The sequence below is a fragment of the Paenibacillus physcomitrellae genome (assembly GCF_002240225.1).
GTDB lineage: Bacteria > Bacillota > Bacilli > Paenibacillales > Paenibacillaceae > Fontibacillus > Fontibacillus physcomitrellae.
In genome coordinates this window covers 19,511-46,119 of sequence record NZ_CP022584.1, presented here as the reverse complement: position 1 = coordinate 46,119, position 26,609 = coordinate 19,511, and the positions used below count along the sequence as shown (strand labels likewise).

General features: G+C 49.2%; 22 protein-coding genes. 8 read left to right on the top strand and 14 right to left on the bottom strand.

Features of this window, described 5'->3' with window-relative positions; genetic code table 11:
• Positions 1 to 68 precede the first annotated feature (68 nt).
• A complete protein-coding gene (locus CBE73_RS00210) occupies positions 69 to 968 on the bottom strand; it encodes a LysR family transcriptional regulator (protein WP_094092467.1) in 900 nt (299 codons plus the stop codon).
• A 135-nt stretch (positions 969 to 1,103) separates the two neighbouring features.
• Here CBE73_RS00210 and CBE73_RS00205 point away from each other — a divergent pair, with 135 nt between their 5' ends.
• On the top strand, positions 1,104 to 3,122 hold the full coding sequence (locus tag CBE73_RS00205; RefSeq protein ID WP_174704627.1) for a YhgE/Pip domain-containing protein: 2,019 nt from the start codon (positions 1,104 to 1,106) through the stop codon (positions 3,120 to 3,122).
• Positions 3,123 to 3,276: 154 nt separating this feature from the next.
• Positions 3,277 to 3,951: a tetratricopeptide repeat protein gene (locus CBE73_RS00200; protein ID WP_094092465.1), complete on the top strand. Its 675-nt coding sequence runs from the start codon at positions 3,277 to 3,279 to the stop codon at positions 3,949 to 3,951.
• 174 nt (positions 3,952 to 4,125) lie between these two features.
• On the opposite strand, the gene CBE73_RS00195 is transcribed toward CBE73_RS00200, so the two are convergent.
• Complete coding sequence (locus tag CBE73_RS00195; RefSeq protein WP_229752672.1) at positions 4,126 to 4,575, bottom strand: GNAT family N-acetyltransferase; 450 nt, start codon at positions 4,573 to 4,575, stop codon at positions 4,126 to 4,128.
• Positions 4,576 to 4,678: 103 nt separating this feature from the next.
• On the bottom strand, positions 4,679 to 5,350 hold the full coding sequence (gene rpiA, locus CBE73_RS00190; protein ID WP_094092464.1) for a ribose-5-phosphate isomerase RpiA: 672 nt from the start codon (positions 5,348 to 5,350) through the stop codon (positions 4,679 to 4,681).
• A gap of 93 nt (positions 5,351 to 5,443) precedes the next feature.
• Here rpiA and CBE73_RS00185 point away from each other — a divergent pair, with 93 nt between their 5' ends.
• Entirely contained in the window at positions 5,444 to 5,644 is a 201-nt protein-coding gene (locus tag CBE73_RS00185; RefSeq protein ID WP_094092463.1) for a hypothetical protein, read from the top strand.
• Between the two features lie 203 nt (positions 5,645 to 5,847).
• Here the strand turns inward: CBE73_RS00185 and bcbE are convergent, their stop codons facing one another.
• The 3 genes from bcbE to CBE73_RS00170 all read right to left on the bottom strand — a co-directional run bounded on the left by bcbE (position 5,848) and on the right by CBE73_RS00170 (position 10,811).
• Positions 5,848 to 7,095, bottom strand: coding sequence for a bacillibactin exporter BcbE (bcbE, locus tag CBE73_RS00180; RefSeq protein WP_280522998.1), 1,248 nt, complete (start codon positions 7,093 to 7,095; stop codon positions 5,848 to 5,850).
• An 84-nt stretch (positions 7,096 to 7,179) separates the two neighbouring features.
• Positions 7,180 to 9,561 (bottom strand): RNA polymerase recycling motor HelD, encoded by a 2,382-nt coding sequence (gene helD, locus CBE73_RS00175; protein ID WP_229752673.1) that lies wholly within the window; start codon positions 9,559 to 9,561, stop codon positions 7,180 to 7,182.
• Between the two features lie 227 nt (positions 9,562 to 9,788).
• Entirely contained in the window at positions 9,789 to 10,811 is a 1,023-nt protein-coding gene (locus CBE73_RS00170) for an FUSC family protein (RefSeq protein ID WP_094092462.1), read from the bottom strand.
• A 162-nt stretch (positions 10,812 to 10,973) separates the two neighbouring features.
• Here CBE73_RS00170 and CBE73_RS00165 point away from each other — a divergent pair, with 162 nt between their 5' ends.
• Complete coding sequence (locus CBE73_RS00165; RefSeq protein WP_094092461.1) at positions 10,974 to 11,543, top strand: hypothetical protein; 570 nt, start codon at positions 10,974 to 10,976, stop codon at positions 11,541 to 11,543.
• Positions 11,544 to 11,677: 134 nt separating this feature from the next.
• Here the strand turns inward: CBE73_RS00165 and gntK are convergent, their stop codons facing one another.
• Together gntK and CBE73_RS00155 are read right to left on the bottom strand one after the other, a co-directional pair.
• Positions 11,678 to 13,243, bottom strand: coding sequence for a gluconokinase (gene gntK / locus CBE73_RS00160; RefSeq protein ID WP_094092460.1), 1,566 nt, complete (start codon positions 13,241 to 13,243; stop codon positions 11,678 to 11,680).
• A 266-nt stretch (positions 13,244 to 13,509) separates the two neighbouring features.
• Positions 13,510 to 14,598: an AI-2E family transporter gene (locus CBE73_RS00155; protein WP_094092459.1), complete on the bottom strand. Its 1,089-nt coding sequence runs from the start codon at positions 14,596 to 14,598 to the stop codon at positions 13,510 to 13,512.
• Between the two features lie 498 nt (positions 14,599 to 15,096).
• On the opposite strand from CBE73_RS00155, the gene CBE73_RS00150 reads away from it, so the two are divergent.
• Positions 15,097 to 16,176 (top strand): bifunctional 3-deoxy-7-phosphoheptulonate synthase/chorismate mutase, encoded by a 1,080-nt coding sequence (locus CBE73_RS00150; RefSeq protein WP_094092458.1) that lies wholly within the window; start codon positions 15,097 to 15,099, stop codon positions 16,174 to 16,176.
• A 57-nt stretch (positions 16,177 to 16,233) separates the two neighbouring features.
• Here the strand turns inward: CBE73_RS00150 and CBE73_RS00145 are convergent, their stop codons facing one another.
• The 5 genes from CBE73_RS00145 to xylA form a co-directional block, all read right to left on the bottom strand.
• The gene (locus CBE73_RS00145) at positions 16,234 to 17,109 is read right to left on the bottom strand and encodes an aminoglycoside 6-adenylyltransferase (protein WP_094092457.1); all 876 of its coding nucleotides are present in this window, start codon (positions 17,107 to 17,109) and stop codon (positions 16,234 to 16,236) included.
• A gap of 35 nt (positions 17,110 to 17,144) precedes the next feature.
• Positions 17,145 to 18,224: a lactonase family protein gene (locus tag CBE73_RS00140; protein ID WP_094092456.1), complete on the bottom strand. Its 1,080-nt coding sequence runs from the start codon at positions 18,222 to 18,224 to the stop codon at positions 17,145 to 17,147.
• 57 nt (positions 18,225 to 18,281) lie between these two features.
• Positions 18,282 to 19,352 carry a Gfo/Idh/MocA family protein gene (locus tag CBE73_RS00135; protein ID WP_174704626.1) on the bottom strand — a complete coding sequence of 357 codons (1,071 nt, stop codon included), beginning with the start codon at positions 19,350 to 19,352 and terminating at the stop codon, positions 18,282 to 18,284.
• Between the two features lie 218 nt (positions 19,353 to 19,570).
• The gene (gene xylB, locus CBE73_RS00130; RefSeq protein ID WP_094092454.1) at positions 19,571 to 21,067 is read right to left on the bottom strand and encodes a xylulokinase; all 1,497 of its coding nucleotides are present in this window, start codon (positions 21,065 to 21,067) and stop codon (positions 19,571 to 19,573) included.
• 45 nt (positions 21,068 to 21,112) lie between these two features.
• Complete coding sequence (xylA, locus tag CBE73_RS00125) at positions 21,113 to 22,429, bottom strand: xylose isomerase (protein ID WP_094092453.1); 1,317 nt, start codon at positions 22,427 to 22,429, stop codon at positions 21,113 to 21,115.
• Positions 22,430 to 22,711: 282 nt separating this feature from the next.
• Between xylA and CBE73_RS00120 the strand changes: the two genes are divergently transcribed.
• Both CBE73_RS00120 and CBE73_RS00115 read left to right on the top strand, forming a co-directional pair.
• A complete protein-coding gene (locus tag CBE73_RS00120; protein ID WP_094092452.1) occupies positions 22,712 to 23,899 on the top strand; it encodes an ROK family protein in 1,188 nt (395 codons plus the stop codon).
• Between the two features lie 112 nt (positions 23,900 to 24,011).
• Positions 24,012 to 24,338, top strand: a complete 327-nt coding sequence (locus tag CBE73_RS00115) for a hypothetical protein (protein WP_094092451.1) — start codon at positions 24,012 to 24,014, stop codon at positions 24,336 to 24,338.
• Between the two features lie 234 nt (positions 24,339 to 24,572).
• Here CBE73_RS00115 and CBE73_RS00110 read toward each other — a convergent pair whose 3' ends face one another.
• Entirely contained in the window at positions 24,573 to 25,574 is a 1,002-nt protein-coding gene (locus CBE73_RS00110; protein WP_094092450.1) for an aldose 1-epimerase, read from the bottom strand.
• 111 nt (positions 25,575 to 25,685) lie between these two features.
• Here CBE73_RS00110 and CBE73_RS00105 point away from each other — a divergent pair, with 111 nt between their 5' ends.
• Positions 25,686 to 26,594 (top strand): C40 family peptidase, encoded by a 909-nt coding sequence (locus CBE73_RS00105; protein ID WP_157739335.1) that lies wholly within the window; start codon positions 25,686 to 25,688, stop codon positions 26,592 to 26,594.
• The last annotated feature ends 15 nt before the right edge of the window (positions 26,595 to 26,609 follow it).

Sequence of the window (26,609 nt, the reverse complement as noted above, 5' to 3'; positions counted from 1 at the left end):
TGAGCATGCTCACATTCCTTTTCTTATTACCCGATTCAACCAGGTCTTATTCCCGCGTCCGCTGCCAGCTAGAGCTTCTGCAAATCAATAAACAGCTGCTTGAAATACTCCCGGCAGTACACATGAAACCGCTGGGCGGCCATCGACTTGTACGTTCTATCCGAATAGACCAGCCCAATCGTTCGCCGGCATTCAGGTGATGAAATGCGCAGCCTGGAGGTAGAATGTAATACGATATCGGCCACTGACATGGCAGGTACAAACGCAACTCCCAACCCTTTGTTAACCAGACTGCCGATAACCGCCGGTTCATCCCCTTCAAAAGCGGTATTCGGCATAAACCCTGCTTTGCGGCAAAATTCATCGGTAAGCCTTCGGAATCCGTAACCGCTGTTTAAGCTGATAAATCGGTCTTCCCTGACCTCTGAAAGAGAGATGCTGCTCCTGAAGGACAAAGGATGATCCTGCGGGACTAGAAGGAAAATTTCCTCCGTCATCAGCGGCTCCCAAATCAGATGATCCCCTTCAATAGGCAAAGAAGTAATGCAAAAGTCTATTTCTCCGCTTTCCAGCTGTTGTTTGATCCTTACAGCCGGTTCCATCACCTGCCTAAGGTGAACCTTAGGATATTCGGAGAGAAAAGAACCCAGCAGCTCCGGCAAGATTTTGGAGATCGTGACCGCCAGGGTTATGCTGCCTTCCTGCAAACCGGCCAGCTGCTGAACCTCCTGTCTTCCCTCATTCAGTTCCATGAAGACACGGTCTACTCTTTGCAGGAACGCCTTTCCCATGCTGTTAAGTTTGATTGTCCGGCCTTCCCGGTCAAACAGCCGAACACCTAACTCCTCCTCCAGCCGCGAAATGGATTTGCTTAAGGACGGCTGGGCAATAGACAGCGTTTCAGCCGCTTTTGTCATATGCTCCAGCCTGGCCACGGTCTGAAAATACTGCAGCTGCAAGAAATCCAAGACTCACCCCTCACCTTCACAACCACTCATAGCTATAGAACTATCATTTTATAATTATTTATATATTATACACAATAAGCTCTTTCCATTAAAATGATCAGGTTCTTTCAAATTTTAACAAAGGAGGCCCTTAGGGTGCATGGTTTTCGTTTAATTTTCCAAGATTGGAAACATCTTATCCACCATAAACACGGACGTATTGCCATGATTTTTCTGATTTTGGTTCCTCTCATTTATGTTGGACTGTTTCTGTCCGGCTATTGGAATCCTTACGGCAGGCTCGATCATCTGCCAGTTGCCGTAGTCAACCTGGATAAAGGCGCCGTTTTAAACGGCAAACCGGTGGAGGTCGGACATAATTTTGTCGACGAGCTGGCTCAAACCAACGAACTGGACTTTGATTTTGTTACAGCTGAGGCTGCCTCTGAAGGGATGAAAAAAGGCGACTATTACATGATCGTTACGATCCCTGAAGATTTCTCGAGTCATGCCGCAACGCTCATGGATGAACATCCCGAACAGGCGGAACTGATCTACCAAACAAATGCCGGACGCAATTTCGTTGCTTCGCAGATCGGAACCAGCGCCATCAAAGAAATGAAGGCCAAATTGCAGGCCGAATTGACCAAAGCTTACACAGACGGCGTCTTTTCAAGTATGCAAAAGCTGGCGGACGGCCTGAATACCGCTGGAAGCGGCGCTGAGCAGCTCCATAAAGGCACGGAAACTGCTAAAAAGGGATTCTCCGAGCTGGCTTCGGGAATCTCGAATGCCGCAGTAGGTGCCTCGGATCTCCAGAAGGGAAGCGGCAAACTAAGCACAAGCTCCAGCGAGCTCGCGAAAGGCACAAACCAGCTGAATCAAGGAGCCGAGCAACTGGCAGCCGGACTGCAGCAGTTAACGCTTGGGCAGAGCAAGCTGGAGGCTGCCTCCGGCAAGCTTTCGGACAAACTGGGAAAATGGCAGGCCTCCAGCCGGAAGAACGCCGAAGACTGGCAGGCTGCTGAAGGTGCCTCCAAGCAGCTGACGGCTGCTCTGGAAAGTTATATCAAAGAGCACCCGAGCGCGGCCGAAGACCCGGATCTACAAGCCCTCCTTAAACAGGCAGAAACAACAGCGGAGCTGTATGAAGGACTAAGCCAGTCCGAAACGGCTCTCGCGGCAAACGCTGACGAGATCGCCCAAGGTCAGCAGCAGCTCAACAAGCAAACCTCGCTATTCGCGGCTAAGCTGAAGGAAAACAGTCAAGGCGCCAAATCCTTGAGCAGCAGCGCCGAGCAACTGGACAGCGGCATGGCCAACTGGACGAAAGGAATGGCCTCCCTGAACCAAGGCATCACCGCTTTGGCCGACGGAAGCCGGCGGCTCACAACCGGAACTGGTCAACTGTACCAGGGGCTGGATCAGCTGAATAATGGATCAGGCGAATTGGCATCCAAACTGGCCTTGGCCAAAAGTCAAACAACTGGGCTTCATGCCAGCCCAGAACTCGAGAATATGTTCGTCGAGCCGGTTAAGCTAACCGAATCAAAAGGGGTGGAGGTTCCGAATTATGGCGCCGGTATTGCTCCTTATTTCATATCTCTTGGATTGTTTGTTGGGGGAATCATGGGCGCTAATATCTTGCCGCTTGGCAGACGCCAAGGAAGTAAGCTCGCCAGTGGACATCAGTTTATAAACAAACTGGGCTTATTTTTAACGGTCGGTATCGTACAAACCATTATTCTGGATGCACTCATTCTGTTTGCTTTCCAGATACAGGTTCAGCATTTCTCCCTATTTGTCTGCTTCTCTCTAGTCACTTCATTTACGTTCCTAAGTATCATTTATATGCTGCTTAGTATCTTTGGATTTGTGGGCAAATTTCTGGCTGTCACCTTGCTCGTCACCCAGCTTGCTACCTGCGGCGGCACCTTCCCGGGACAGCTTATGGCTCCAGCCATGGCAGCCATTGGCCGGCTGCTGCCGATGACTTATTCGGTTCAAGGCTTTCAGCAGGCCATATCCGTCGGAGATTACAGACAGTGGACAGCAGCCCTTTGGATTATGCTTGCCTATTTGATTGGTTCGGCCTTAATCGGCCTTCTGTTTAATAGGCTCGAACAGCGTAAGAATCAAATAATAGAAAACAATTCCGCTCAAACGGCAGCATAACCTTTTGTAAGTACAAACAAGCAGATTGAGTTCTCGGCTCTGAATTGAGTTCTCAGTTGAGTTCTGAGCAATGACCCGATAATTCCGCAAGCAAGAGACCTTAATTTTCAAATTATGGTATAATAGCTCCAAATGTGTCTGCTGGAGGTCGGTCATGGCCAAATTCTTTATTTTTTTTATTTTATGGCGATTATTAGGCAATCCCTTTCTCGCTATCCTAGTGCTCCTTATTATTATGTATTTGCTTGATAGACGTTTTGTCGGCATCTTCCCAAGTGTGACCAAGCCGTTCAAACGGCGGCGCCATATTGCCAAGCTGCGTCAGCAAATTGCTGCCAGTCCATTTGACGTCTCTTCCAAACGCGAACTCGCCCGGCTGCTCATCGAGCAGAAACGTTACGGAGAAGCGATGCGTCTTCTCGACGAAAGCCTGCCTTATTCCGAAGAATCTGCGGAATTCTGGGCGGATTACGGTCTGGCAGCGCTTGGACTGGGACAGCTGGAGGAAGGGGAGCAGCGGATTTTAAAAGCCTTTGCATTCAATGAGCGTGTACAGTATGGGCAGCCCTATTTGAAGCTCGCGGCAGCCTTCCGGAGTGATGCTCCCGCCAAAGCGCTGCATTATGCCGAGCAGTTCCGCCGCATCCAGTCCTCTTCCATTGAGGCTTATTATCTGCTTGGACGGCTTTATCAGACGCTGGGCCAGAAGGAAGACGCCAAAACCGCTTATCAAGAGGCTTTGCTTATTTACAAACAGCTTCCGAAATATAAGAAACGTCAGGAGCGCGGTTTTGCTTTGCGCAGCTACTTCAAGAAAATGTCGCTTTAAAGGTATCCCGGCATCCGTTATGTCAGAAGCAATTTACCTGCACAAATTCATTTATAATTGTGCTTATAACAAAAAGCCGGCGGTTTTGAACCGCACCCCAATGATTAGAAACACTCTAACAGTTGGTGGTGCGGTTCATTTCCCGCCGGCTTTTTCTATTGTGCCCATGCTGGATCAGAACTCGTCTTCCCGTTCCACAGCATGGTATACACACAGAAAACGTTCAGCCCCCGAAGGACTGACTCCTTCGCTAGTAACAATAAACCCGATATTACGGTAGAAATCAGCCGCTTCCTCATCCACTACCGCCTTAATGGTGTCTGGTGACTGCTCCATTAAAGCTTCTAATATTAAACCACGGCCAAAGCCCTGGTTGCGATATTCGGGAAATACGCTGATGTGCTGAATGGTCAGCGTGCCTGTGTCCGAATCCATATGAAACCCGATCAAGCCAATCGTTTCCCCTTCCTCCTGATACAGGCGAAGCAGACAACCGTTATCCTCGGATCGATACAGGGCCTTGGCAGCTGCCAAAGCTTCTTCGTCCTCATGCACAGCTAATTCCAGAAGCTCCGTGACCTCGGAATGATCAAGACCTGGACCTCGTTTCGCATCAATCAGCACAAGAATCCCCCCTGTTTCGTTTTTTGAACCCTTCTTGCCAACCACTCCATTATTTTACCATGTCAGATGAAATCCTCAAAAAGGCTTGATCCGCCTGACCTGGTTAACGGGTCCGGACCGTTACCGTACCGTCTTCATTTCCGAGCACTACTGTCTCGGCTATACCAACGAACAATCCATGATCAACGATTCCTGTCATGGACTTCAATTGAACGGCCAGCTTCTCCGGATCTTCAATTCTACCAAAAGAAGCATCAACAATATAGTTGCCGTTATCGGTCACATAGATACTTCCGTCCCGATATCTGAATTCCATCGGTACGTCATATTGTTTTCGCAAATTTTCAAAGGTCCATTCACAGGCAAAGGGAACTACCTCGATCGGCAGCTTAAAGTTTCCCAGCACTTCTACATCTTTGCTGGCGTCAGCGACTACAATCAGCTTGTCGCTCTTTAAAGCAACCATCTTCTCTCGCAGCAGTGCGCCGCCGCCGCCCTTGATCAAGGCCATTTGCGGGTTTACCTCATCCGCTCCGTCGATTGTTAAATCAATATGCGGAATATCCGCCGCTTCGAACAAAGGAATGTTTAACTCTTTGGCCAGTTTCTCGGAAGCCTTGGACGTGGCAATCGCCTTGATTTCAAGACCTTCCTTTACACGTTCTCCGATCCGCTGGATGGCCCAGTAGGCAGTAGAACCCGTTCCGAGCCCGACCGTCATCCCCGGTTGTACCCACTCGACCGCACGATAACCTGCTGCTTGTTTTCCATTCATGTCTTATACCCTCCACGATACTTGCAGGACCAATGTTGTTTTCGCCCGCCAATTGTTATAATAATTCATGATAACGAAACGATGAGGTGACTAATGAGAACCGAACTTCAGATTAAATCCAAAATCAATGAACTCACCATGCAAAAGAAACGTATTGAAGACCGGCTTGCACAGCTGCAGCCGGATCAAGAGTCCCAGCGCCCTTCCTTAAACGCACAGCTTGAACGTCTGGATGATATGCTGCTAATGCTGGAATGGGTATTAAACGCCCCCTCCGGGAGCTACCATATGTAGGGCAGCTGCCTGCCAAAATTGAAAGCGGAAGCCGTAAATAAACTTGCCTGTATTATCATACCAAAAGCAGACGGGCCGCAAAACCATTTTTTTGATTCCTTGTTTGATTCCGTGCCTGATTCCATAGGAAATTAGGGAACGAAGTCCTTTTGGACAAAGAAAAACAGCTGTCTGATCTCTCATAACAGCTGTTCAAAGAAAACTTAACCTGAAGGAGCGGGGCGGGGGATTTGTCCTCCGCCTTTCTTCTTCTCCGGTTTGGGTCTTACTGCAAACAAAATAAGGACAAAAGCCACCAGAGAAATGCCTGCAATCACAAAAAACATCACCCTGTGACTCGTATTTACGAGCAGCGATACGGCCGGCGGACCAAACGATACCCCAATAAACCGCATGCTGTTATACAAAGAAGTCACCGTTCCTCTTATTTCCTGTTCTATTCCTTCCGTGATCAGAGAATCCGTACATGGCAGCACCACACCAATCCCTGAACCGCAAATAATAAGGCAGCCAATAACGAAATAAATGTTATTAAACAGCCCGATCCCGAATAACGAAACCGTGGACAAAATCATGCCCGAAACTCCGGCCCATTTCATGATCGTTTTGTTCTTTCCGATTTTCTTCCCGGTGATATAAGACGCCAAACATAAGACAGCCAGCGGGATAGCCAGGACAAGACCTTTTACCACTCCATGCAGATGATGTTTCACTTCCAGCTGCTCAGACAAATAAGACAACACGCCGAATAGCAGAAACATACAAATGCCGCCAATCGCGAATATCGCGTACAACCACCGGCCTTCTTTTTTCAAAATGGCTCTTACAGCATGGAGCACCTCTCGAAGACTCTTCGGCTCATCTTCCTTGGATTTCTTCGGCTTCTTCACCATAAATAGCACTAACAGCAGTGAAATCAGGCATAACAGTGGAATGGAGACAAAGGGCAGATACCATAAAACCATTCCCAGCGCCGCTCCGAGTATGGGGCTTAGAACCTTGCCAAAGGTATTCGAGGTTTCGATAATGCCAAGCCCTTTGCTGACCTCTTTGTCATCCTTAAATAAATCGCCGACAAAAGGAATGACGATCGGAAAAGCCCCGGCAGCACCTGCCCCTTGAATGAGGCGTCCTGCCAAAATGATCCAATAAACCACCTTGCCGCTTCCAAACCAAACTGCGGCTCCACACACGGCTCCTCCAACTCCGGCCAAGATCAAACTGGGGACAATAACTGCTTTGCGTCCCAGACGATCCGAGAGATAACCGGCTATTGGAATGAGCAAAATGGCAACAATCCCGTAAACCGTTATCAGCATGCTGGCCTGGAACGAGCTGATCCTGAGTTCTTTAGAGATCTGCGGAAGAATTGGGATTAGCATAGAGTTGCCCAGCGTCATAATAAATGGAATGGAAGCCAACGCAATTAATGCTCCTTTATTGTTGCCCACTGACTAGACCACCTTTCAAATGTGTGAAGAACACATCTGTGTTAGTGTGGTTCATTCCGTTCATTATTATCCGCTATTATCCGCCTACCCGTTTACACGGCTCGTTTCGAGTTCCACAGTCCGGTAATCCTCAGGTTTAACCGCCTTGATGAAAGGAGACGGCTCGCCCAGGCTATAAACATGGAGCAGATGCATGGCTCTTGTACAAGCTGTATAAAAAAGCTTGCGTTCCGATTCCCGGCGATACCGCTCCTCGGAAGCATCATAAATCAGCACGGCATCAAACTCCACGCCTTTAGCAAGATAAGCAGGAATGACATGAATGCCTTTCTCAAAAGACAGCGTTGTTTTCTTGATCAGCTTCAGTTCATGATCCTTCTTCAGCGTTTCATACGTGAGCCGGCTTTCCTCAGCCGTTTTGCAGATAATGGCGATTGTTTCATACCCTTCAGCCTTCAGCTGGTCAAGATCGGCCGAGAGGGCTGCATTTAAAGCTGCCTGTTCTCCGGCAATTCTTATCTCAGGCAGCTCCCCGTCCCGGTTAAACGGAACAATCCGCTCCCCGCCTTCGACCATCTGCCGGGTGAAATCAACGATTTGGCGAGTCGAACGATAGCTTTGGGTGAGTGTGATCTGCTCGGTTTCCTCTTGTCCATACAGCTGAGATAAAGTGGAAGTCTGCTGCAGGATGGAACCATGGGCATAAATCGCCTGATTAAGATCACCGAGCGCTGTCATGCGTGCTCTAGGGAATAATCTTTTCAGGAAAAACAGCTGAAACGGCGAATAATCCTGCGCTTCATCTATAAATACATGACGAATATTGCCATTGGAACGGAAGCCCAGCAGCTGCTCTCGTAAATAGAGATAAGGCGTTGCGTCTTCGTAGGCCAGCTCGCCTTTCTCCAAGTTGTCCAGCGTGAACCGGCAGATTTCGTCCCAGGAAGCCGGCAGATCGCCGCCGCTCGCCTGCAGCATGATGGATTTGTTTGCAAACAGCTGGGCATACAGCCCTTTAATATCCACAAACCGCAGCGCTTTTACCCATTTTCGCAGCGGTTTCAGACGATCACTGACCACCATTCGGGCCAAAATCAGCTTTTCGTCCTCATAATCGGTGAACGTACGGTTTTTCTTGCGGTTTTGCCGGCGCATACGCTGATAAGCGATCTGATAATCCTCACTGTCCAGCAGCTGCATCTGTTCTTCTACCCAAGGCTCGTTCACTTCGCGTTTGCTGAAATCGGCCAATTCCTTAAGCAGCCATTCACGCAGCAGATCGCAGCGGTTCGCCAGAGTAATGCTCGAATCATAGGCATAGAACCTTTTGCTGATCTCCTCCCTGCCCACAATTTCTTTCCCTTGAAACCGGAGCGGTCTGAACAGCATGCCTTCGGCTAGAAGCATGTTCCGATAACCGTTCATGGCTTGAATGTACAGAGACGAAGATTTATAACGAATCGCTTCGATTCTGGCGTCATATCCCGGTTGCCCGCTTTCCCCGGAAAGAACATATTCCATTTGTACAAACGGATCCTCCAGCTGGAATTCCCGGCCGATTCTATGCTCCAGATACTCCTGGAAAGTGGTCTGCTGCATGTTCTCCTCGCCAAGCTCCGGAAGCACGGTAGATACATAACTGTTAAACATCGGATTGGGCGAGAACAAAATCACCTGATCTGCCTGCAGATGCTCCCGGTACTTGTACAGCAGATAGGCCACCCGCTGCAGCGCAGCCGAGGTTTTGCCGCTGCCGGCCGCCCCCTGAACAATAAGCATCCGGCTTCGTTCATTGCGGATGATGCGGTTCTGTTCTCTCTGAATCGTAGCCACGATGCTTTTCATTTGGGCGTCAGAGCTTCTGCCCAGCACTTCCTGCAGCAGTTCATCTCCGATCGTAACGCCTGTATCAAACATTAATTTAATTTGAGAGTCACGAATAACGAACTGGCGTTTGAGCAGCATTTCCCCTGCAATTTCCCCTACGGGCGTTTTATAAGATGCCGGGCCCGGTGTACTGTCATAATACAGATTCGAAATCGGCGCCCGCCAGTCATAAACAAGAAAGGTCTGATCATCTTGATCCAGCAGTGATGCAATGCCTAGATAGATCTGTTCCGCCGGTTCACCGGTTTCAGCAAAGTCGATTCGGCCAAAATAAGGAGATTGGCGCAGCCGCTTCATCTTGGACAAAGCCGCAAAGGAATGCTTATGGCTTCTCTCCCGTTCGGACAGCACTTCTGACTGCTGCCGGAGGCTGGTCGAGGTCTCGCCTACATCATCGGCTTCACTGAAGTTGATCGTTACGTCGTCCCAGAAATCACGCCGCATCTCCACCACGTCGGTCCGGACACTGCCGACTTCGCGCTCCAAGCCTTTAATGCGTTTATCGATCACTTCTACCACATGATTAACCCGGTTTTGTTCATCCTTCCAAGATTGCTCGGTCATATCCAAACCATTCATCCCCTCTTCTCCAGGCTGCCTGTTGACAAACCACAATTTCTGTGATAAGATTCTTACAGAAGTATTTTAAAAATATATACTAATTCTTCGGTCCATTCTTTATTTTATCAGTTTACGGCAGTCTAATCAATTCCATTCGAAATAAACCTGAATTTTAAAGTCCCGCCAACCGGCGGGACTTTTTTAATGGAATTCTTGTTGATTTCTAATTTCAATATGGAATCAAATTAGGCTTCAGCATGCTCGGGAGAATGTCCCGCCAGCCGGTTCAGTCGTTCCAGCTGATGTCCGTAATCATAGATAGCCGCAGTTACGATAGTCAGCCGCAAGTAGCCTTCTTCCTCTTCTTTGTATCGCCTTAACAGCTCTTTCAGGAACATATCGTTCTCTTGCTGGATATAATCCGAATCCACCGATCCCGGCTTTAACTTGTGATCAAATTTAAGCATGATGTGCTCGTGGAATTTAATCAGCTTCTCTATTTGTTCATCAAACCGCAGATCCAGTTCAGAAGGACGGCCGGCCTGGAAATAATGCTCCTGGGTCGCCTCTATAACTTCATATCCCTTCCGAAGCGTATTTACCATTTGTTTGTAAACGACCAGCTGGCGGCTTGCACCAAACTTCGGCTTCTTCAGCTTCTTCTGATCTTCCTCCATCAGCTTGTATTTATCGTTAATGGAGGAAATATCGTTTTCCAGGGCTCGCTGTTCGTCCCTAAAAATATTTTCCTTCATCTCATCCGAGACAGCTGTGCGCATAAGCAGAGAGAGACGGTCGAAGGTTCTGCGAACCTCGGCTACAAATTGAACCCTTGGCTTCGGCGGAAACACAAACACATTAATCAAGAAGGCCGAGACAATGCCAATCAAACTGAGAACAAAACGCGTCACGGCAAAATCCCATTGTCCGGAAGCCTCCATTACCGCTACCACCGTTACCAGTGTCAGTCCAATCGTATCCCCCATCTTGAATTTAAGACAAATCATAATGACTAGAATACATACAATACCAATCGCAAACGGTTCCGACGAGAAAACCATACCGGCCAGCATGGCAAGAATCGCCCCGAGCGTATTGGTCTGCAGCTGGTCGATCAGGTATCTCCACGAACGATAGATCGAGGGCTGCATGGCAAAAATAGCGGCAACCGCCGCAATGACCGGCGAACCCATTTGCAGCCAAACCGATGCATATAATGCCAGCGTTACCGCTAATCCTGTTTTAAACATTCTGGCGCCAAAGTTCAAGCGTAACCCTCCAGTACACTTCCAAAATCCAACTACATCTTACCCTGCTCCAGGCTAAAAAACAAAATTTATCTAATTTTAAGGTGTTTTTAAGCTAAAAAGTCGTTTTTTGTCAACAATATAGGATGGAGCGACAAAAATATTGACAGAGGTGGAACAAACATGATGAAACTGAAAACAACCGCCATAGCCGCCGGAGCACTCAGCCTTGCACTCGTTGCCAGTCTGCTGCCGGCTCCTCAAACGGCATTTGGACAGGCTTCTGCCTCCCTCCAGGCGAAAGCAGAGCCATCGGCGAATCTCGGTGACAGCAGCTCTTCTCCAACCGCCGGGCAGGATCAAGAGCATAAGCGGCATCACCGCAAACCTTATTTTGCCGGGTTTGCAGTAAGAACAACAGCCGACCTGATCGGGGTCGAGAAAGCCGAGCTGGTCAACCAATTAAAAGCCGGACGTACACTGATGCAAATTGTGAAAGAGAAGAAGGGCTGGTCGGAAAGCGAATATGTCAGCAAGCTGACGGAAGCCTCTTCGAAAAGAATTGATTCAGCCGTCCAAAACGGCAAAATCGATGCTGAGCGTGCTACAAAACTGAAAGCCGCACTGCCTGCCAAGTTAAAGGAAATCGTCAACCGCGACTGGAGCAAAGAGCTCAAGAAGCACGATTCCAAAACCGGAGCTCAGAGTGGAATCTTTCGTCAGCATGAAGTCAAGATGCAGGAATCGAATTAAACCCACAACGCTCCGTAAGGATCAGCCAAGCAGAGATTTGGGCAGCAGCCCATTTCTCTGTAAGGTTTATTACAAGCCGCTTGAAATAAGCGGCTTGTTTTATTTTTTTCTATAGCCATAATATCAACATTTGTTCAGGAATTCGGCTCTTGTTTGGATTCAAAATAACCGGTTCGCTGAAAGTCGGCCATGATCTGAAATTCCGATTTCAGCTTGCTGTATAACCGTTCATACATATCAAAGAGCTGCAGATAAATTTCGCTGTTCTGAAGATTCGGTTTATGGGTTTCTGATATACGCACCCAATCCTTAACCTCCTCCAGAGCCCGCAGATCCTTAATGCCGTATAAAGCAATCGCTGCTGCACCAAGCGCCGAAGCTTCCTCCACTTCCGGGACCAGCAGTTCCTTGCCCATCACATCGGACAGGATCTGGCGCCAAACGGCAGAGCGGGCGAAACCTCCGGAAGCTATGATTTTAGTAGCGGGGCCCGCCAGATCACGCAGGGCAACACCAATCGAGAAGATGCTGAAAATAACGCCTTCCAGCACAGCCCGGATAAAATGCTCCCGCTGATGCCGCAGGCTAATCCCGAAAAATAATCCTCTGGCATCCGGATTCCAAATCGGCGCTCTCTCACCGGTCAAAAATGGCATAAACAAAAGTCCTTCCGCTCCTGCCGGCACTTTCTCCGCATATTGAATCATCAGATCGTACGGATCGATATTCAGCCGTTTGGCTACCTCAACTTCAGGCGAACCGAACTGGTCGCGAAGCCATCTTAGCATGATCCCGCCGTTATTCGTCGGACCTCCTACTACCCAATGCTTGTCAGTCAAAGCATAACAAAAAGTCCTCTGCTGCGGATCTGTCAGCGGCTTATCCGTCATCATTCGGACTGCTCCGCTCGTCCCGATGGTGACCGCTACTTCACCTTCTCCCATTGCCCCTACCCCGAGATTGGCCAAGACGCCGTCACTGGCCCCTATGATTACCGGCGTTTGCGGGTCAAGTCCCATATGACCAGCCAGCGTCTGGTTCATCCCCTGAAGCGTATGGGTGGTCGGAACCGGCTGCGGCAACCGTGAACGCTCCAATCCAAGCAGCTCCAGCGCTCCTTCATCCCAATCAAGTTTGGTTAATTCAAACATTCCCGTAGCCGAAGCGAGCGAATAATCCATTACATATGTACCAAATAACCGGAACAACAGATATTCCTTGATCCCAACGAACATGGTGGCTTTCTTGAAAGTGTCCGTATCCTCTTCTTTCATCCACAGCAGCTTGCATAAAGGCGACATCGGATGAATCGGTGTACCCGTACGCAAATAGATCTCGTGTCCGCCGTTGTTCTTCAACCGTTCGGCCTGGCCGGTGCTCCGGTTATCTGTCCAAATCAACGCACGAGTAAGCGGCTGCCCTTCCGCGTCCAGGGCAATGAGCGAATGCATGGCTGCGCTGAACCCGATCGCTTTTATATTCTTTATTTCGGCTTTGCTCTTAAGCAGCACATGACGAACCGCATCCACAAGCGCCTGCATAATCTCCTCCGGGTCCTGTTCTGCCCAGTCTGGCTGCGGCTGATACAGCGGGTATTCCGAGCTATGTTTGGCAATCTGTGTTCCATTTGGCCCGAACAATACCGCTTTAAGGCTTGTTGTGCCAATATCCAGACCGAGTACCGTTTCATCCTGCTTCATCGTTCTCATCTCCTTTGTCAAACATAGATTCGTCCGTTTTCCTGCTCCTTATCCTTACATAACCTTACCCGTTCCCTTGAATTTTGCATCCCGTTTTCATTTTACAGGATGGACAAAGACGGTTCCAATTCCATAGGCGTACATAATAAAAGGCCACCCGTTAATCGACGGGCAGCCTTTCCATGTCCAGCTAAACGTTGCATTTGTCCTTAGCTTAAAGGTTTCCTTCAGCTTTCGGATTTCGGGTTTCGGATCTCGGATCTCAATCAGCTTTCAGGCTCATCCGTGCTTTTGGTTTCCTCAGGCTTTAGCTGCGCTGCTGCCGGCGGCGGAGAGGCAGAGATAGGTACCTCCAGAATATCCAGCAGGAACATAAAGACCGGCACGCCGACAATCAGGCCCCATACGCCGTAGAAATGCTCAGACACGATCAGGATCATGAACGTATAAAAGATCGGCAAATGCGTTTTGTTCGACATGAATTTGGGATTCAGCACGTAAGACTCAATGGCATGAAGAACGACAATCATGATCAAGACATAAATGATTTTTACGGCTCCGCCGATTTTGAAAGCAATAGCGCAAAGAGGGATCAGGGAAATGATAACCCCCATGACAGGCACAAAACCGAGCAGCAGGATCATGATGCCTAAAGCAAGCAAATTGGGGAATCCCAGTATCCATAAGAACAAGGTTGACAATGAGGCATTTACGAGTGCAATCAGAAACTGTACTTCAATCACTTTACCGAAGGAATGCACAAATTTGCGGCCGAAATATTCCAATTCCTCGAAGATATAAGCAGCTTTGCTTAACCGGAAATTTGCTGTAAAATGCGTTACTTTTTCTTTCTCAAGCATAAAGAACAAACTTAGAATAAGAGCAATGAACAAGTGAAGGCTGAGCTTGCCGATATCGGATAACGTATGCACCAGAAAGTTAAACCCGCCGGAAATATAACTGGCCAAATCAATATCCTCTAAGGATTCCATCAAATAATTGACAACTACATTATCTGGAAGATCAATAGGGGGTTTGTTGTAAAAGGAAATCACCTGATTGACCAAATCACTCAATTCGTTAATGAACAAAGGCAAATATTTATAAATACCACTGGCCAATAAGGCCACTAATACCAAATAAATGACGATGACAGCCAATTTCCTGCTCAGCCGTAAATGAGGGCCTCCAAACTTCATAACAAAACCGTGGAGTCTGTTGATCAAATAGGTGAAAATAAAGGTCAGCAGAACGATGTTGAGCATACTTCTGAATATGTACAGAGCGAGCAGTACAAAGATCAGAGCGATGACCCGCCTAACGCCAGGTATGTAGAAAAATTGTTTAAAAGTCATGCTTGGGTTTGCTCCTTCAAATCAAAATAGGTCTTAGCCTATTTTACGCATAAAACGTTAAATGGTCTCAACTTTTTTTCTGACAGTTTTTATAATACATGAAATTGGGCCCGCAGAAACTTGACATCAATTCAGCAACGTCCTATAATCCGAGTTAAATTGGTAATTGCTTTGACGGAGACTAGTAACGCAGAAAACTGCTTCCTGAACAGGGAATGAGGAGCCAAAGATTGAGAGCCCTCTGAGGATGCGATGCGCGAATTCACTCCAGAGCAGACTTTTTGAACGGAGGCCCTAAAAGGCACTTCCCAAGTAGAATCGTCCGGGATCACGCCGTTATCGTGGTTTGAGCGGGAAACTTCACAAGTTGTCCAACAAGGGTGGTACCACGGCTAAAGCCGTCCCTTGATGGGCGGCTTTTTTATTTCCTACTAGAGTAATTGATTAAGAGTAAAAGGATTTGCTGTTACTTTATTCATGCAAAGGGGAGAGATTAGGATGAACGAAACACTGGAACTGCTCCGCACACGGCTAGACGAAATCAATATGGAGCTTCTGCAGCTGCTGAATACCCGCGCCGAGGTAGCTCGCAGCATCGGAGAAATCAAGGAAAAGCAAGGTGTGCCTAAATTTGATCCGGTCCGTGAACGCGAAATGCTGGAGGCGCTTGTTAAACATAACCCAGGCCCTTTCAAAGACGCCGAAATCAAACAGCTCTTCAAGGAAATCTTTAAGGCTTCGCTTAACCTGCAGGAAGAAGAACACAAACGCCTGCTGCTCGTCAGCCGGAAGAACCAGCCGGAGAATACCGTCATTGAGCTGAACGGCACCTCCATCGGCGGTTCTACACAAGTTATGGTTGCCGGCCCCTGCTCTGTCGAGTCTTATGAACAGCTTCGTATCGTGGCCGCGGCTCTTAAAGAGGCAGGCATTAAAGTTATGCGCGGCGGCGCCTTCAAACCGAGAACCTCACCTTACGACTTCCAGGGGCTCGGCATCGAAGGCCTGAAAATGCTCAAAGCAGTGGCCAAGGAATTTGGATTGTCCACCATTAGTGAAATCGTACACCCGGCTCATATCGAAATTGCGGCCGACTACATCGACGTCATTCAAATCGGCGCCCGCAACATGCAGAACTTTGAACTGCTTAAAGAAGCCGGTCAAGCCAAAATCCCCGTCCTGCTGAAACGCGGGATTGCCGCTACACTAGAAGAGTTCGTTCATGCTGCCGAATATATTGCAGTTAGCGGCAACTCCAACCTGATGCTGATTGAACGCGGAATTCGCACCTATGAAAAATGGACCCGCAATACGCTCGATATTTCCGCGGTTCCGATTCTTAAACAAGAAACCCATCTTCCGGTATTGGTTGATGTCACCCATTCCACCGGACGTAAGGATATTATGCTGCCATGCGCCAAAGCCGCGCTTGCAGCCGGCGCAGACGGCGTAATGATCGAGGTCCATCCCGATCCGCAGACGGCGCTGTCCGATGCTGCCCAGCAGCTGGATATTCCTCAGTTCATAGAATTTATGAACGGCGTGCGTGAATCTGGTCTGCTGCATGAACAGAAATAAAGAGTGACTCCCAGGAATGACAAAAGAGAGTGCCCGCAGGCACTCTCTTTTCTTATTTTACATGCCAAAACTGTCAGCATCCCGGGGAAGTACAGCCACATGCTGTAAATATGCGTACACCTTCCGGTCGTCTTCCTCTAGGTAATCGTACTGCATGTGCCCGGCCACTTGTTTGGCAGTGCTTCGAAACAGCTCTGCCATCGTAAACAGCGCCTTCCAAACGTCTTCATAGCCGGAGCCTGCGTACGTGTCCAGCAGCCGTTCCCAATCCGATTCGGGGATGTAGGCTTGTAAATACTTGCTGCTTTTGCCCGTGTTAACGGTGAAATCCGTCCGGATGCCCGCCAGCCAATTCAGCATCTTCAGCAGCATCGGCCGAACGTTCATATTCAAATGATCCTGGGCATATAAAATCTCCCGTCTCCACAGTCCTTTAGCCACGTATGTAGAAACCCACCAAAATTCATTGCAGCAGTTGGCGAACAGCTCGGCTGTTGGAGGCTCGACCCGGTAATCCTCATCCGTTGGCACTATGCACTCTGGAATTAAATGATCCTTGTCCATTAAGATGACGGTGAGCTTGTCCTCAAGCAAATAAGCTTCAGTTTGTTCCAAAGGAATCAGGCGCAGATCCAAACGATTCCCATCCGCAAGCAGCATCAAATAAACAAACCTTCCATTCGCCTCAGGAGGAATTAACGTCATCAGCTCCGGACACTGCAGCATAATCCGTTCACCAAACCGGTCAATCCAGCTTGGATCCTGGATAAAGGACTGCACTTCCGTAACGAGGTATACGATATCATAGTCCTGAAAAATATCCCTCGGCGCAGCGGGATTGCTCCGCGATCCGTTTAACGCTACCGCTCTGATCCGCTCGTCCTCTCTGGCAGCGCCCAGGATCAGCTCCATCATGGTTTGTTCGTCTCTCAACCTAATCCCTCCGCCGATTCAGGTTTGGATTGGTCTTACAAATAAAAAGGCTGTACGCAAACCGGTTTGGATACTGAAGCGGTCACTCCGGTTGCCGTGATGAGACCTGTCTCCTGGTTCACGCGGAAGACAACCAGATTGTTCCCGTCCCGGTTGGCTGCAATCAAATAATCTCCGTTTGGCGTCAAGGCAAAGTGACGGGGATGTCCGCCCTCCGTAGAAACGTAGTCTACAACGCTCAATTCACCCGTCGCCTGGTCAACGGCCATAATGACAATGCTGTCATGTCCGCGGTTGGAGCCGTAAACAAAACGTCCATCCTTGGAAACGGCGATTTCTGCAGTTCCGTTTGATCCCTCGAAACCAGCCGGAAGCGTCGACAGCGATTGAATTTCGCTCAAAGCTCCGGTTTCAGCCTCATAACGGTAGGATACAACCGTAGAGTTCAGTTCATGAATGACAAAGACATAAGGCTGTGAAGGGTGGAACGCCAGATGCCGCGGGCCAGCGCCTTGCGCTGTACGGGTATCTCCATGGAAAGTCAGCTTGCCGGATTCTGCGTTGAATTTATAGGCACGGATCAGATCCAGGCCAAGATCGTTTACGAACAAAAACTTGTTATCCGGACTAAAGAAGGCCGAATGGACATGAGAAACCGTATCAGCCGGCTGTCCTTCCAAAGGTTCGTGATGTTTCTCGTCCGTCAGTTCCCCGATACTTCCGTCTTTGTTCAGTTTAACGGCTCCGACTTTGCCCCCGTGATAGCTTGAAACAAATGCATAATCAAACTCTTCCACCCGCTGGATATGACACAGGGTGTTGTCCAGGTTGATCTGGCGGTTCAGCTCGGCAAGCTTGCCGGTAGCAGGATCGATGGAGAAAGCAACGGCTTCGCCGGCTTTTTTCCCTTCCGCATTTACCGTCTCCGCTATGCTGTACAGCTTGTGTGCGGCAGGATTCACGTTCAGGAAGGTTGGATTTTTCAAGCCGGAAACAGCCTCAACCTGAGCCAGCTCGCCGGTGCTTTCATTAAACTCGTACACATATACGCCCGGTCCATCGGCCTCCGCATAAGAGCCAATGAACAAGTATAGTTTTGGGTTGGAATTTGTCACAAGATGTCCTCCTCGAAATGATAGGTATATGACTTTATTTACATCTATCTTATCATATCACTTCATTTTCTTTGAGACCAAACCCAAACTCGTTTTTGTTCTTAGGGCTTGTGGTTTCCTGGTTTCTCTCCCGGTCTCCAGCTTGATGCGCCGCTTCTGCAGGGCCGACTGTCGGCAGGCATCCAACAAGCGCAGATTCTTAAGGGCATCCGATGCTGTAAAATCAGGTTGTCTTCCCTCCAGAACCACCTGCCCGAAATGATCGATTTCCAGAACATAAGCGTTTAAGGGCCGCTCCCTAGCTTCAGTCGTTTCCCTGCCTTTATATAAGAAATAACCTGATTGTTCTTTGCCCGAAAAAGCATGAGGAAGCTCAATTCTCCCCTCGCTTCCTACGATTTCAAGGCAGCGTCTCTCTTCCGCCCATAAACCGCAGTCGAATAACAGGGAAACGCCGCCCGGAAACTCTACGAGTCCGGAAGCAGACATATCGACGCCTCCATGCGCCTCCGAATAACTGGCATGTACGGTAACCGCCTCCGGTTCCTCTCCTGTCAGCCATCTGGCAGCGCTGAGCGGGTATTCTGCCAGATCATAGAGCGCTCCTCCACCCCACTCCTCGCGGAAACGGATATTGCCCTGCGAATCCGCGCTGTTGCAGGTAAAGCACGCCCGAATAAGCCGCAGTTCACCAATAGCCCCCTTCCGGATGCGCTGCTTAACTTCCTTGAACTGCGGATGATAGCGGTACATCAGCGCTTCCGCATAATGTTTGCCCGTTGACTCCGCGGCCGACAGCACCTTCTCAAACTGAATCGCGGATAAAGCGCCGGGTTTTTCGCATAAGACATGTTTGCCGGCCTTCAAGGCAGCAATACTCCATTTTGCATGCAAATGGTTCGGGAGCGGAATATAGACGGCGTCTATCTCCGGATCTTCAAGCAGATCTTCATAATTTCCGTAGGCCCTAACAGCTCCGCCAATCCCCTCTGCTGTTTGCCCGCTTTTCCTAATATCCCGGCTGGCGATCGCACTCACAACCCCGGTTTCCGATTCACGAATAGCCGGGATTACGGAATCGCGGGCTACGCTGGCCGTGCTCATAATCCCCCATCTCAGCTTTCTCATAGACAGCCTCCTTGATTTTTGTATTTTCTTCTATATCAATTCAGTCATGATTATTTCTTCTTTATTAAGCCTTAAACGGGCCGCGGCTGTTTGAATCCCGTGAGTGGGCACGCACAAAAAAACAACCCGTTCGCGTATGAATGTCTTCATTCCGTGAACGAGTTGTTTGGATAAGTGGTTGGATTACAAATTTTGAATCATTCCGACTGCCTGAAAGCTTATGAGCGGAACGGCTCCAGCTTGCGGTTCAACGCTTGGGTGCTGTCGTAAACTTCCTTATATAAAGGATATAAGTCGTTATACAGCTTAACCTGATCCTCTGAAGGCTTGTAGCTTGCCGCTTTGGCAATAAACTGTCCTGCACATTCCTTCAGGGAGCTGAACCAGCTCAAACCAGCCGCGGCCAGCATAGCTGCTCCCATCGCAGGTCCCTGCTCACTTTCGAGCCGGACAACCTCAGCGTTGAAAATATCAGCCTGCATTTGCAGCCACAGCTCGCTGCGGGCGCCGCCGCCGATCGACACGATCGTATCAACCTGCTTGCCGGCTCCGCGCAAAATTTCGATCGATTCGCGCAGGGAGAACGTAATCCCCTCCACAACCGCTCTGGCAAAATGCTCCTTCTTATGGCGCAGGTCCATGCCGATAAAGCTGCCGCGAATAGCCGAGTCCGCGTGCGGTGTGCGTTCGCCGGACAAATACGGCGTAAACAGCAGACCGTCTGCCCCTGCAGGAACAGTAGCCGCACCCGCCAGCAGCTCGTCGAACGAGCTGCCCGGCGCAAAGGTGTCACGGAACCAGCTAAGACTGCTTCCTGCCGCCAAGGTTACCCCCATAGCATAAAAAGCATCCGGCTCCGCATGGTTAAAGAAATGGACTTTGCCTTCATAATCCGCTGACGCGTTCTCCTCATAAGAGAGGATCACGCCGGAGGTGCCGATGCTGCACAGTGTTTCGCCCGGCCCCAAAATACCCGCGCCGGTGGCGCCGCAGGCATTGTCAGCTCCGCCGCCAAACACCTTGACGTCTGCGGTCAGCCCGCTTTGCACTGCCATTTCAGGCAGCAACGTGCCTACGCACTCCGTCGAAGCTACAAGCTTTGGACAGAAGCTTTCGTCCAAACCAAAAGCCTCAAGCACTTCCGGACTCCAGCGTCGTCCGGCCACGTCCAGCATCAGCGTGCCGGCCGCGTCTGAATAATCCATACCAAGCTCGCCGGTCAGACGATAGCGCAGATAATCCTTCGGCAGCAGGAAGACGGATGCTTTAGCGAACAGCTCCGGTTCATTCTGCTGTACCCACAAAATTTTAGGCAAAGTAAAGCCTTCGAGAGCCGGATTCCGGGTTACGGACAGCAGCTGCTCTCCAAGCTTTTCTTCAATTTCGCGGCACTGCTTGGTCGTACGTGTGTCGTTCCACAGGATCGCATTGCGCAGCACCCGATGGTTGTCGTCCAGCAGCACTAACCCGTGCATTTGTCCTGAGAAGCTGATGCCTTTAACGGAAGCCGCTTCGATGCCGCTTTCATGGGCGAGCTTGCGAAGCGCCAAAAGGCTTTTCTCTACCCATTCTTCAGGATCCTGCTCGCTATAGCCGGATTTAGGCGTAATAAGCGGATAAGATTCCGAAGCTTCTCCGCATACCTTACCTTCCCGGTTGACCAGAAGCGCCTTAACAGAGCTGGTCCCCAAATCAATACCAATTACATACTCCATAATTGTTCTCCTTTACAAGCCCACAAGGACCAAGTCCCGGACGGCTTACAGATCTCCAAGGATGTATTGGTTGATGGTAGCGCGGATCAATTCCAGGCGGCCGGACTTGTTGTTCTCAGGATTGTTTTGCAGAGCAAACTCTTCCAGCGATTTCAATGTAGCTTTACCGGAAATGATGGATTCGCCCAATTCGCTCTTGAAGCTGGAGTAGCGGTCAGCAACAATGTTCTCGAAGTAGTTATCTTCAATCATTTTGGCAGCAACTTTCAAACCTTTGGCATAAGCGTCCATACCGGCAACATGAGCATAGAACAGGTCAACCGGTTCGAAGGAACCGCGGCGTACTTTAGCGTCGAAGTTTACGCCGCCTTTACCCAAGCCGCCGTTCTTCAGCACTTCATACATAGTCAAAGTAGTGGTGTACAGATCGTACGGGAATTCGTCCGTATCCCAGCCGAGCAGCACGTCGCCCTGGTTGGCGTCGAGGGAACCCAGCACGCCGTTGTCGCGGGCAACACGGATTTCATGCTCAAATGTATGTCCGGCAAGCGTAGCATGGTTAGCTTCAAGATTCAGTTTGAAATGATCCTTCAAGCCGTAGCGATGCAGGAAGGCAAGCGTAGTAGCCGCATCGAAATCATATTGGTGTTTAGTTGGCTCTTTTGGTTTAGGCTCGATCAGGAATTGAGCGTCAAAGCCGATTTCTTTGGCATAATCGATAGCCATATGGTAAAGACGGGCAAGATTATCAAGCTCAAACGCCATATCGGTGTTCAGCAGAGTTTCATAACCTTCACGGCCGCCCCAGAATACATAGTTTTGTGCGCCGAGCTCTTTACCGACTTCCAGACCTTTCTTCACTTGAGCGGCAGCGCGGGCATAAACAACAGCGTTGCTGGACGTACCGGCGCCATGCGTGTAACGCGGGTTGCTGAACATGTTAGCCGTATTCCACAGCAGTTTGGTTTTGCTGGTCTTCATATAATCCTTCATCATCGCAACGATGACATCCAGGTTTTTGTTCGTTTCCTGAAGAGTATCAGCTTCCGGAGCAATATCTACGTCATGGAAGCAGAAGAACGGAACGCCCAGCTTCTCATAGAATTCAAAGGAAGCTTCTACGCGGAATTTAGCCTGATCCAGACCGCTGTAGCTTTCCCAAGGACGCTGTGCAGTACCGCGGCCGAACATGTCCGTGCCGTCAGCTACAAATGTATGCCAGTAAGCGGTTGCGAAACGCAGATGCTCTTCCATCGTTTTTCCAGCTACAACTTCTTTAGGATTATAATGTTTGAATGCAAGTGGATTTTTGGAGGAAGCACCTTCGTAAGCGATTACATTAATATCAGAAAAATGACTCATTGTAAAACCTCCCGAATATGTGTTGTACTGATTTCATTTACTATCATAATACAGGTTCGTTAGTTTGTCTATCGAATAAACAAAGTATTTGAAAAAAAACGTTCCCGGCCTTAAACTTACTCTATGTACTAAATACAGGGGCGGCCTGACTGGCGCCCTTATCTTTATATAGAGGAGAACGGTTCGGTTTTTGAAACATTCATTCACCTCTAGACCATTTAATGCTTGCATTCTCGTCCAGTACTTCAATTCAACATTACTTATGCTACTCAGGGAGATCTTATGAAGCAAACCGGAGATTTGTTTTTAGTCAAGAAAATTAATAAGTCGATTGTCCTGGATATGATACGCACCCGCTCCCCTATTTCGAGAGCCAAAGTATCGGAATTGACCGGTCTCAACAAAACAACCGTTTCCAGCCTTGTCAATGAGCTGATCGATGAGCATCTCGTACATGAAATGGGTCCGGGTAAATCCAGCGGCGGCCGTAAACCGCTAATGCTGCTATTCAACGAGCAGGCCGGATACGCCATAGGCGTCGATGTGCGGATCGACTCCGTTTCAGCCATTCTGACTGATCTCAAAGGAACGATCAAAGACCGCAGCTTCTATCTGCTGGAATCCAATTCAGCCGAGCATATTTGCAGTGTTATTGTTCGTGGTGTCCGGGATCTATCCGTACGGGCTCCAGAAACCCCCTACGGTATCGTTGGCGTAGGCGTCGGAGTCCCGGGCATCGTGGACGAGCATGGCTCGGTTCTGTTTGCGCCTAACCTGAACTGGTCGAATATTCCACTGCAGCAAATGTTGACCGATGAACTGCAGCTTCCCGTAGTCATCGATAATGAAGCTAACGCCGGAGCAGTCAGCGAACATAAATTCGGAGGCGCCCAGGATACCGACGATCTGCTTTACGTCAGTGTCAGCCATGGGATCGGCACCGGCATTCTACTCGGCGGACATCTGTACCGGGGTTCGTCCGGATTTGCCGGAGAAGCCGGTCATTTCTCGATCAAGCTGGACGGCGAGGACTGCTCCTGCGGCAATAAAGGCTGCTGGGAGCTGTATGCCTCCGAGAATGCCCTGCTTCTTGAAGCGGGGAAGCTTGAAAGCGTGCTGAAGAATACAGAAGGTAGCCCTCCAGCCTTAGAAGATGTTATTGAGCTTGCCGCAAGCGGCGATCCGGACGTTCTGGAAGTTATGCAGAATGTCGGCCGTCACCTGGGAATCGGCATCTCGAATTTAATCAACCTGTTTAATCCCCAGCGGGTCATTATCGGCAACCGGATCGCTTTAGCCGAGCCCTGGATCGCGAAGGCCTTGTATGAGACGGTAAAGGAAAGATCGCTTTCTTTTCACTTTGCAAGGGTAAGCCTTGAAATCTCCCGACTGCAGCTTGATTCCGGCGTGCTGGGAGCAGCTTCGTTTGCGCAGCAGGCTTTCTTCGCCAAAACACAGATTTCTTTATAAAAATATTTAGCATTTTTCACAAAAAAATTTTCCAAACACCTTATTTCCGCCTATAGAATATGTTATAATTGTAAGCGCTAACAACACATCTTGTGAAGGGGGTTTTCTTAAGATGAATGTAGCCTATCCGGAAAGGGATGTTTACGAAAATTTCAAACCGGTTGAAGACGCCTATTTCTTTAAACTGGGCAGCAAAGGTCTCGTCAGCTTCTACGGCAGAAACTATACCATAAAGAGAAAATTGTCTGCTGAAGAGCAAACCAGCCTGCTGAAGCACCCTTGCTTTGTCCGCGTTGCTCATCAATGTTATGCCAACAAAGAGAAGATTTCGGCTTTGGAGAATCAGATGCTGCTCTTTCAAGACAAAGAGTCCTATCCCAAAACATTAAATGTAGCTCCATGGCTGCAGCGTCATGTCAAGAAGCAGCTGTCTCATTGATTCCTTGATGCTGCTTCTCCTCACCGCAGAGGCCCTTCTACTTGGGCCGCCTCCCCGGCAGGTCAACGGTTAACACCTTCCTGTTATAGTCACTTTATGTTACCCGTCATTTTTATTACCCGCCACTTTATAAGCGCACAAATAGACGTCCTCCGCGTGGAGAACGTCTTTTGTTTGTATCCAGACTATTAGCGGGCTTGTTATTATTTCCCCGGTCTTCTTATTCCCCTGTCTTTACATAACCTCTTTCACATAGAAGCGGGCAGTTTCTTCCCAGATTTCCCCGGGTTCAAGGCTGAACAGCCCGATCTCCTCGGCCGGAAGATCCACGTTAGGTGCATTAACCAGATTCATCTGTGGTTCCGGACAGAAAAAGCCCGGTGTGCCCCCATTATTCCAGATCATCCACTGTTTATACGAGGTTCCAACATCATAAATGAGTGTAAGCTTCAGTCTGCTGTCGGTGAGCTCCATCCGATTACGCCCCTGCTGCGGAGCGGCGGTGTAGTGATTATCCATCGATTCGGCAAACGGATATACGCCCTCGCCTTTCAGCGCCAGGTCAAAAGCCGATAATGCCTGATGACGTCCTGTTGGGAGCATCCGTTCTGACAACTCCCAGCGCTCTCCAATCGTCAGCTTAATCGCATAATCGCTGCTCTGACTTTCTTTGGAGAAAGGCGCGTTCACGGCGGTGTGGAACGCCAATAGACGCGGCATAGCCTGTTCTCCCTCATTTTTAATGAATACATGCTGGCTCAGTCCGTCCACTCCGAGCGAATACCGAAGTTTAACGGTAAATACAAATGGAAAATGGCTATATACACTGCTCTTCTCGTCCACCCGAATTTTCACCGTTACATAACTTTCGTGTTCGGTTGTCCCAAATTCCTCTATCTCCCAGGGAACCGTATGTAAAAATCCATGCAAATGATTGCCTGTAGCTTCCTCATTAACTGGGAACTGAAGCGTCTGTCCGTTCCATGGGAACTTGCCATCTTCATAGCGGTTAGGCGGAAACAGGACGGGAATGCCGTAAACGCCCGGAGAAGCTTTAAATTCCTCGATCTTCCCTTCCTCCGGTTCTCTCAGAAAGCTAAATCCCTTTTCTTTATCTTTGAAAGCGATCAGATTGCCGCCCGTATCTGGAAGCATCACTGCTTCATAGGAACCGGCCTTCAGCCAAATCGCCTTCTCACCCTGATAAGTTCCTTCATATGCCTGATATTGATTCATTATTTATTGCTCCTTCCAAGTCAAGTTGTTTGTCCACTGCTTACATAAATCCGGCCCAACCGTCACAAACTTCTGAGGTATCTTAATTAACCAGAAATGGAGTGCACCATCATGACATTACCCTTTTCCTTCAAAAAGATATCCACCGCAGCACTCGCTGCGCTGTTTGCCATTTCAGCCACTTCCTGCAGCCATTCAAATCCAGGAAACAAAACGTCCTCCGATAAAGGCAGCAGTCCCAGAACCCTTTCTTTCGATAATAAGCAGGGGTATCACGACAGCAGCACGACGCTTAAGCAAATCCCGCTGTCCCTCGCCGCCAAGCAGCTTGGATTAAATGTAGTTCAGCGCGGCGACGAATATCTGGTCGGGTTCACCGATGTCCTCTACCGGGCAAAGGCCGGCCAGGCAGAGGCCATGTCGATGAATCACCCCGTTATTTTAAGCCATGCTCCGGAAGCCAGAAACGGCGATTTATATTTTACGCGAAACGCTATGAGTGATTTGCTCGGCACCCAGATCGGATGGAACGGTCCTAAACAGCAAATTATCTTCGCCCCGTTTCCGGGCCGGCTTGCGGATGACCGCGTCATTCCCGGAAGAACACCGCGCTTCCATATCCAGAGCAATGTGGACGTCAATCAACTGATCTCTTTCGCCAAAACGTTTATGGGAACTAAATACGTTTTTGGTTCTGACGATTATGAGGACACCGGCACCTTCGACTGCTCGTCCTTTACGCAGCATGTATTTGCCAAGTTCAACATCCAGATTCCAAGGGTGGCCAAGGATCAGGCCAATACCGGCACTCCGGTTAAGAAATCGGAGCTTCAGCCGGGTGACCTCGTTTTCTTCACGGTTCCCGGACGTTTCCAGAACGATAAAATTGCCGGGCATGTCGGCATCTATATCGGTAACGGCAGCTTCATCCACACGTATGGGGATCCAGGCGTACAAATCAGCGACCTCGATTCGGGATATTGGGATGGCATGTACCTTGGGGCTAGAAGAGTCATTTGACTTTTCAGCCCTTTT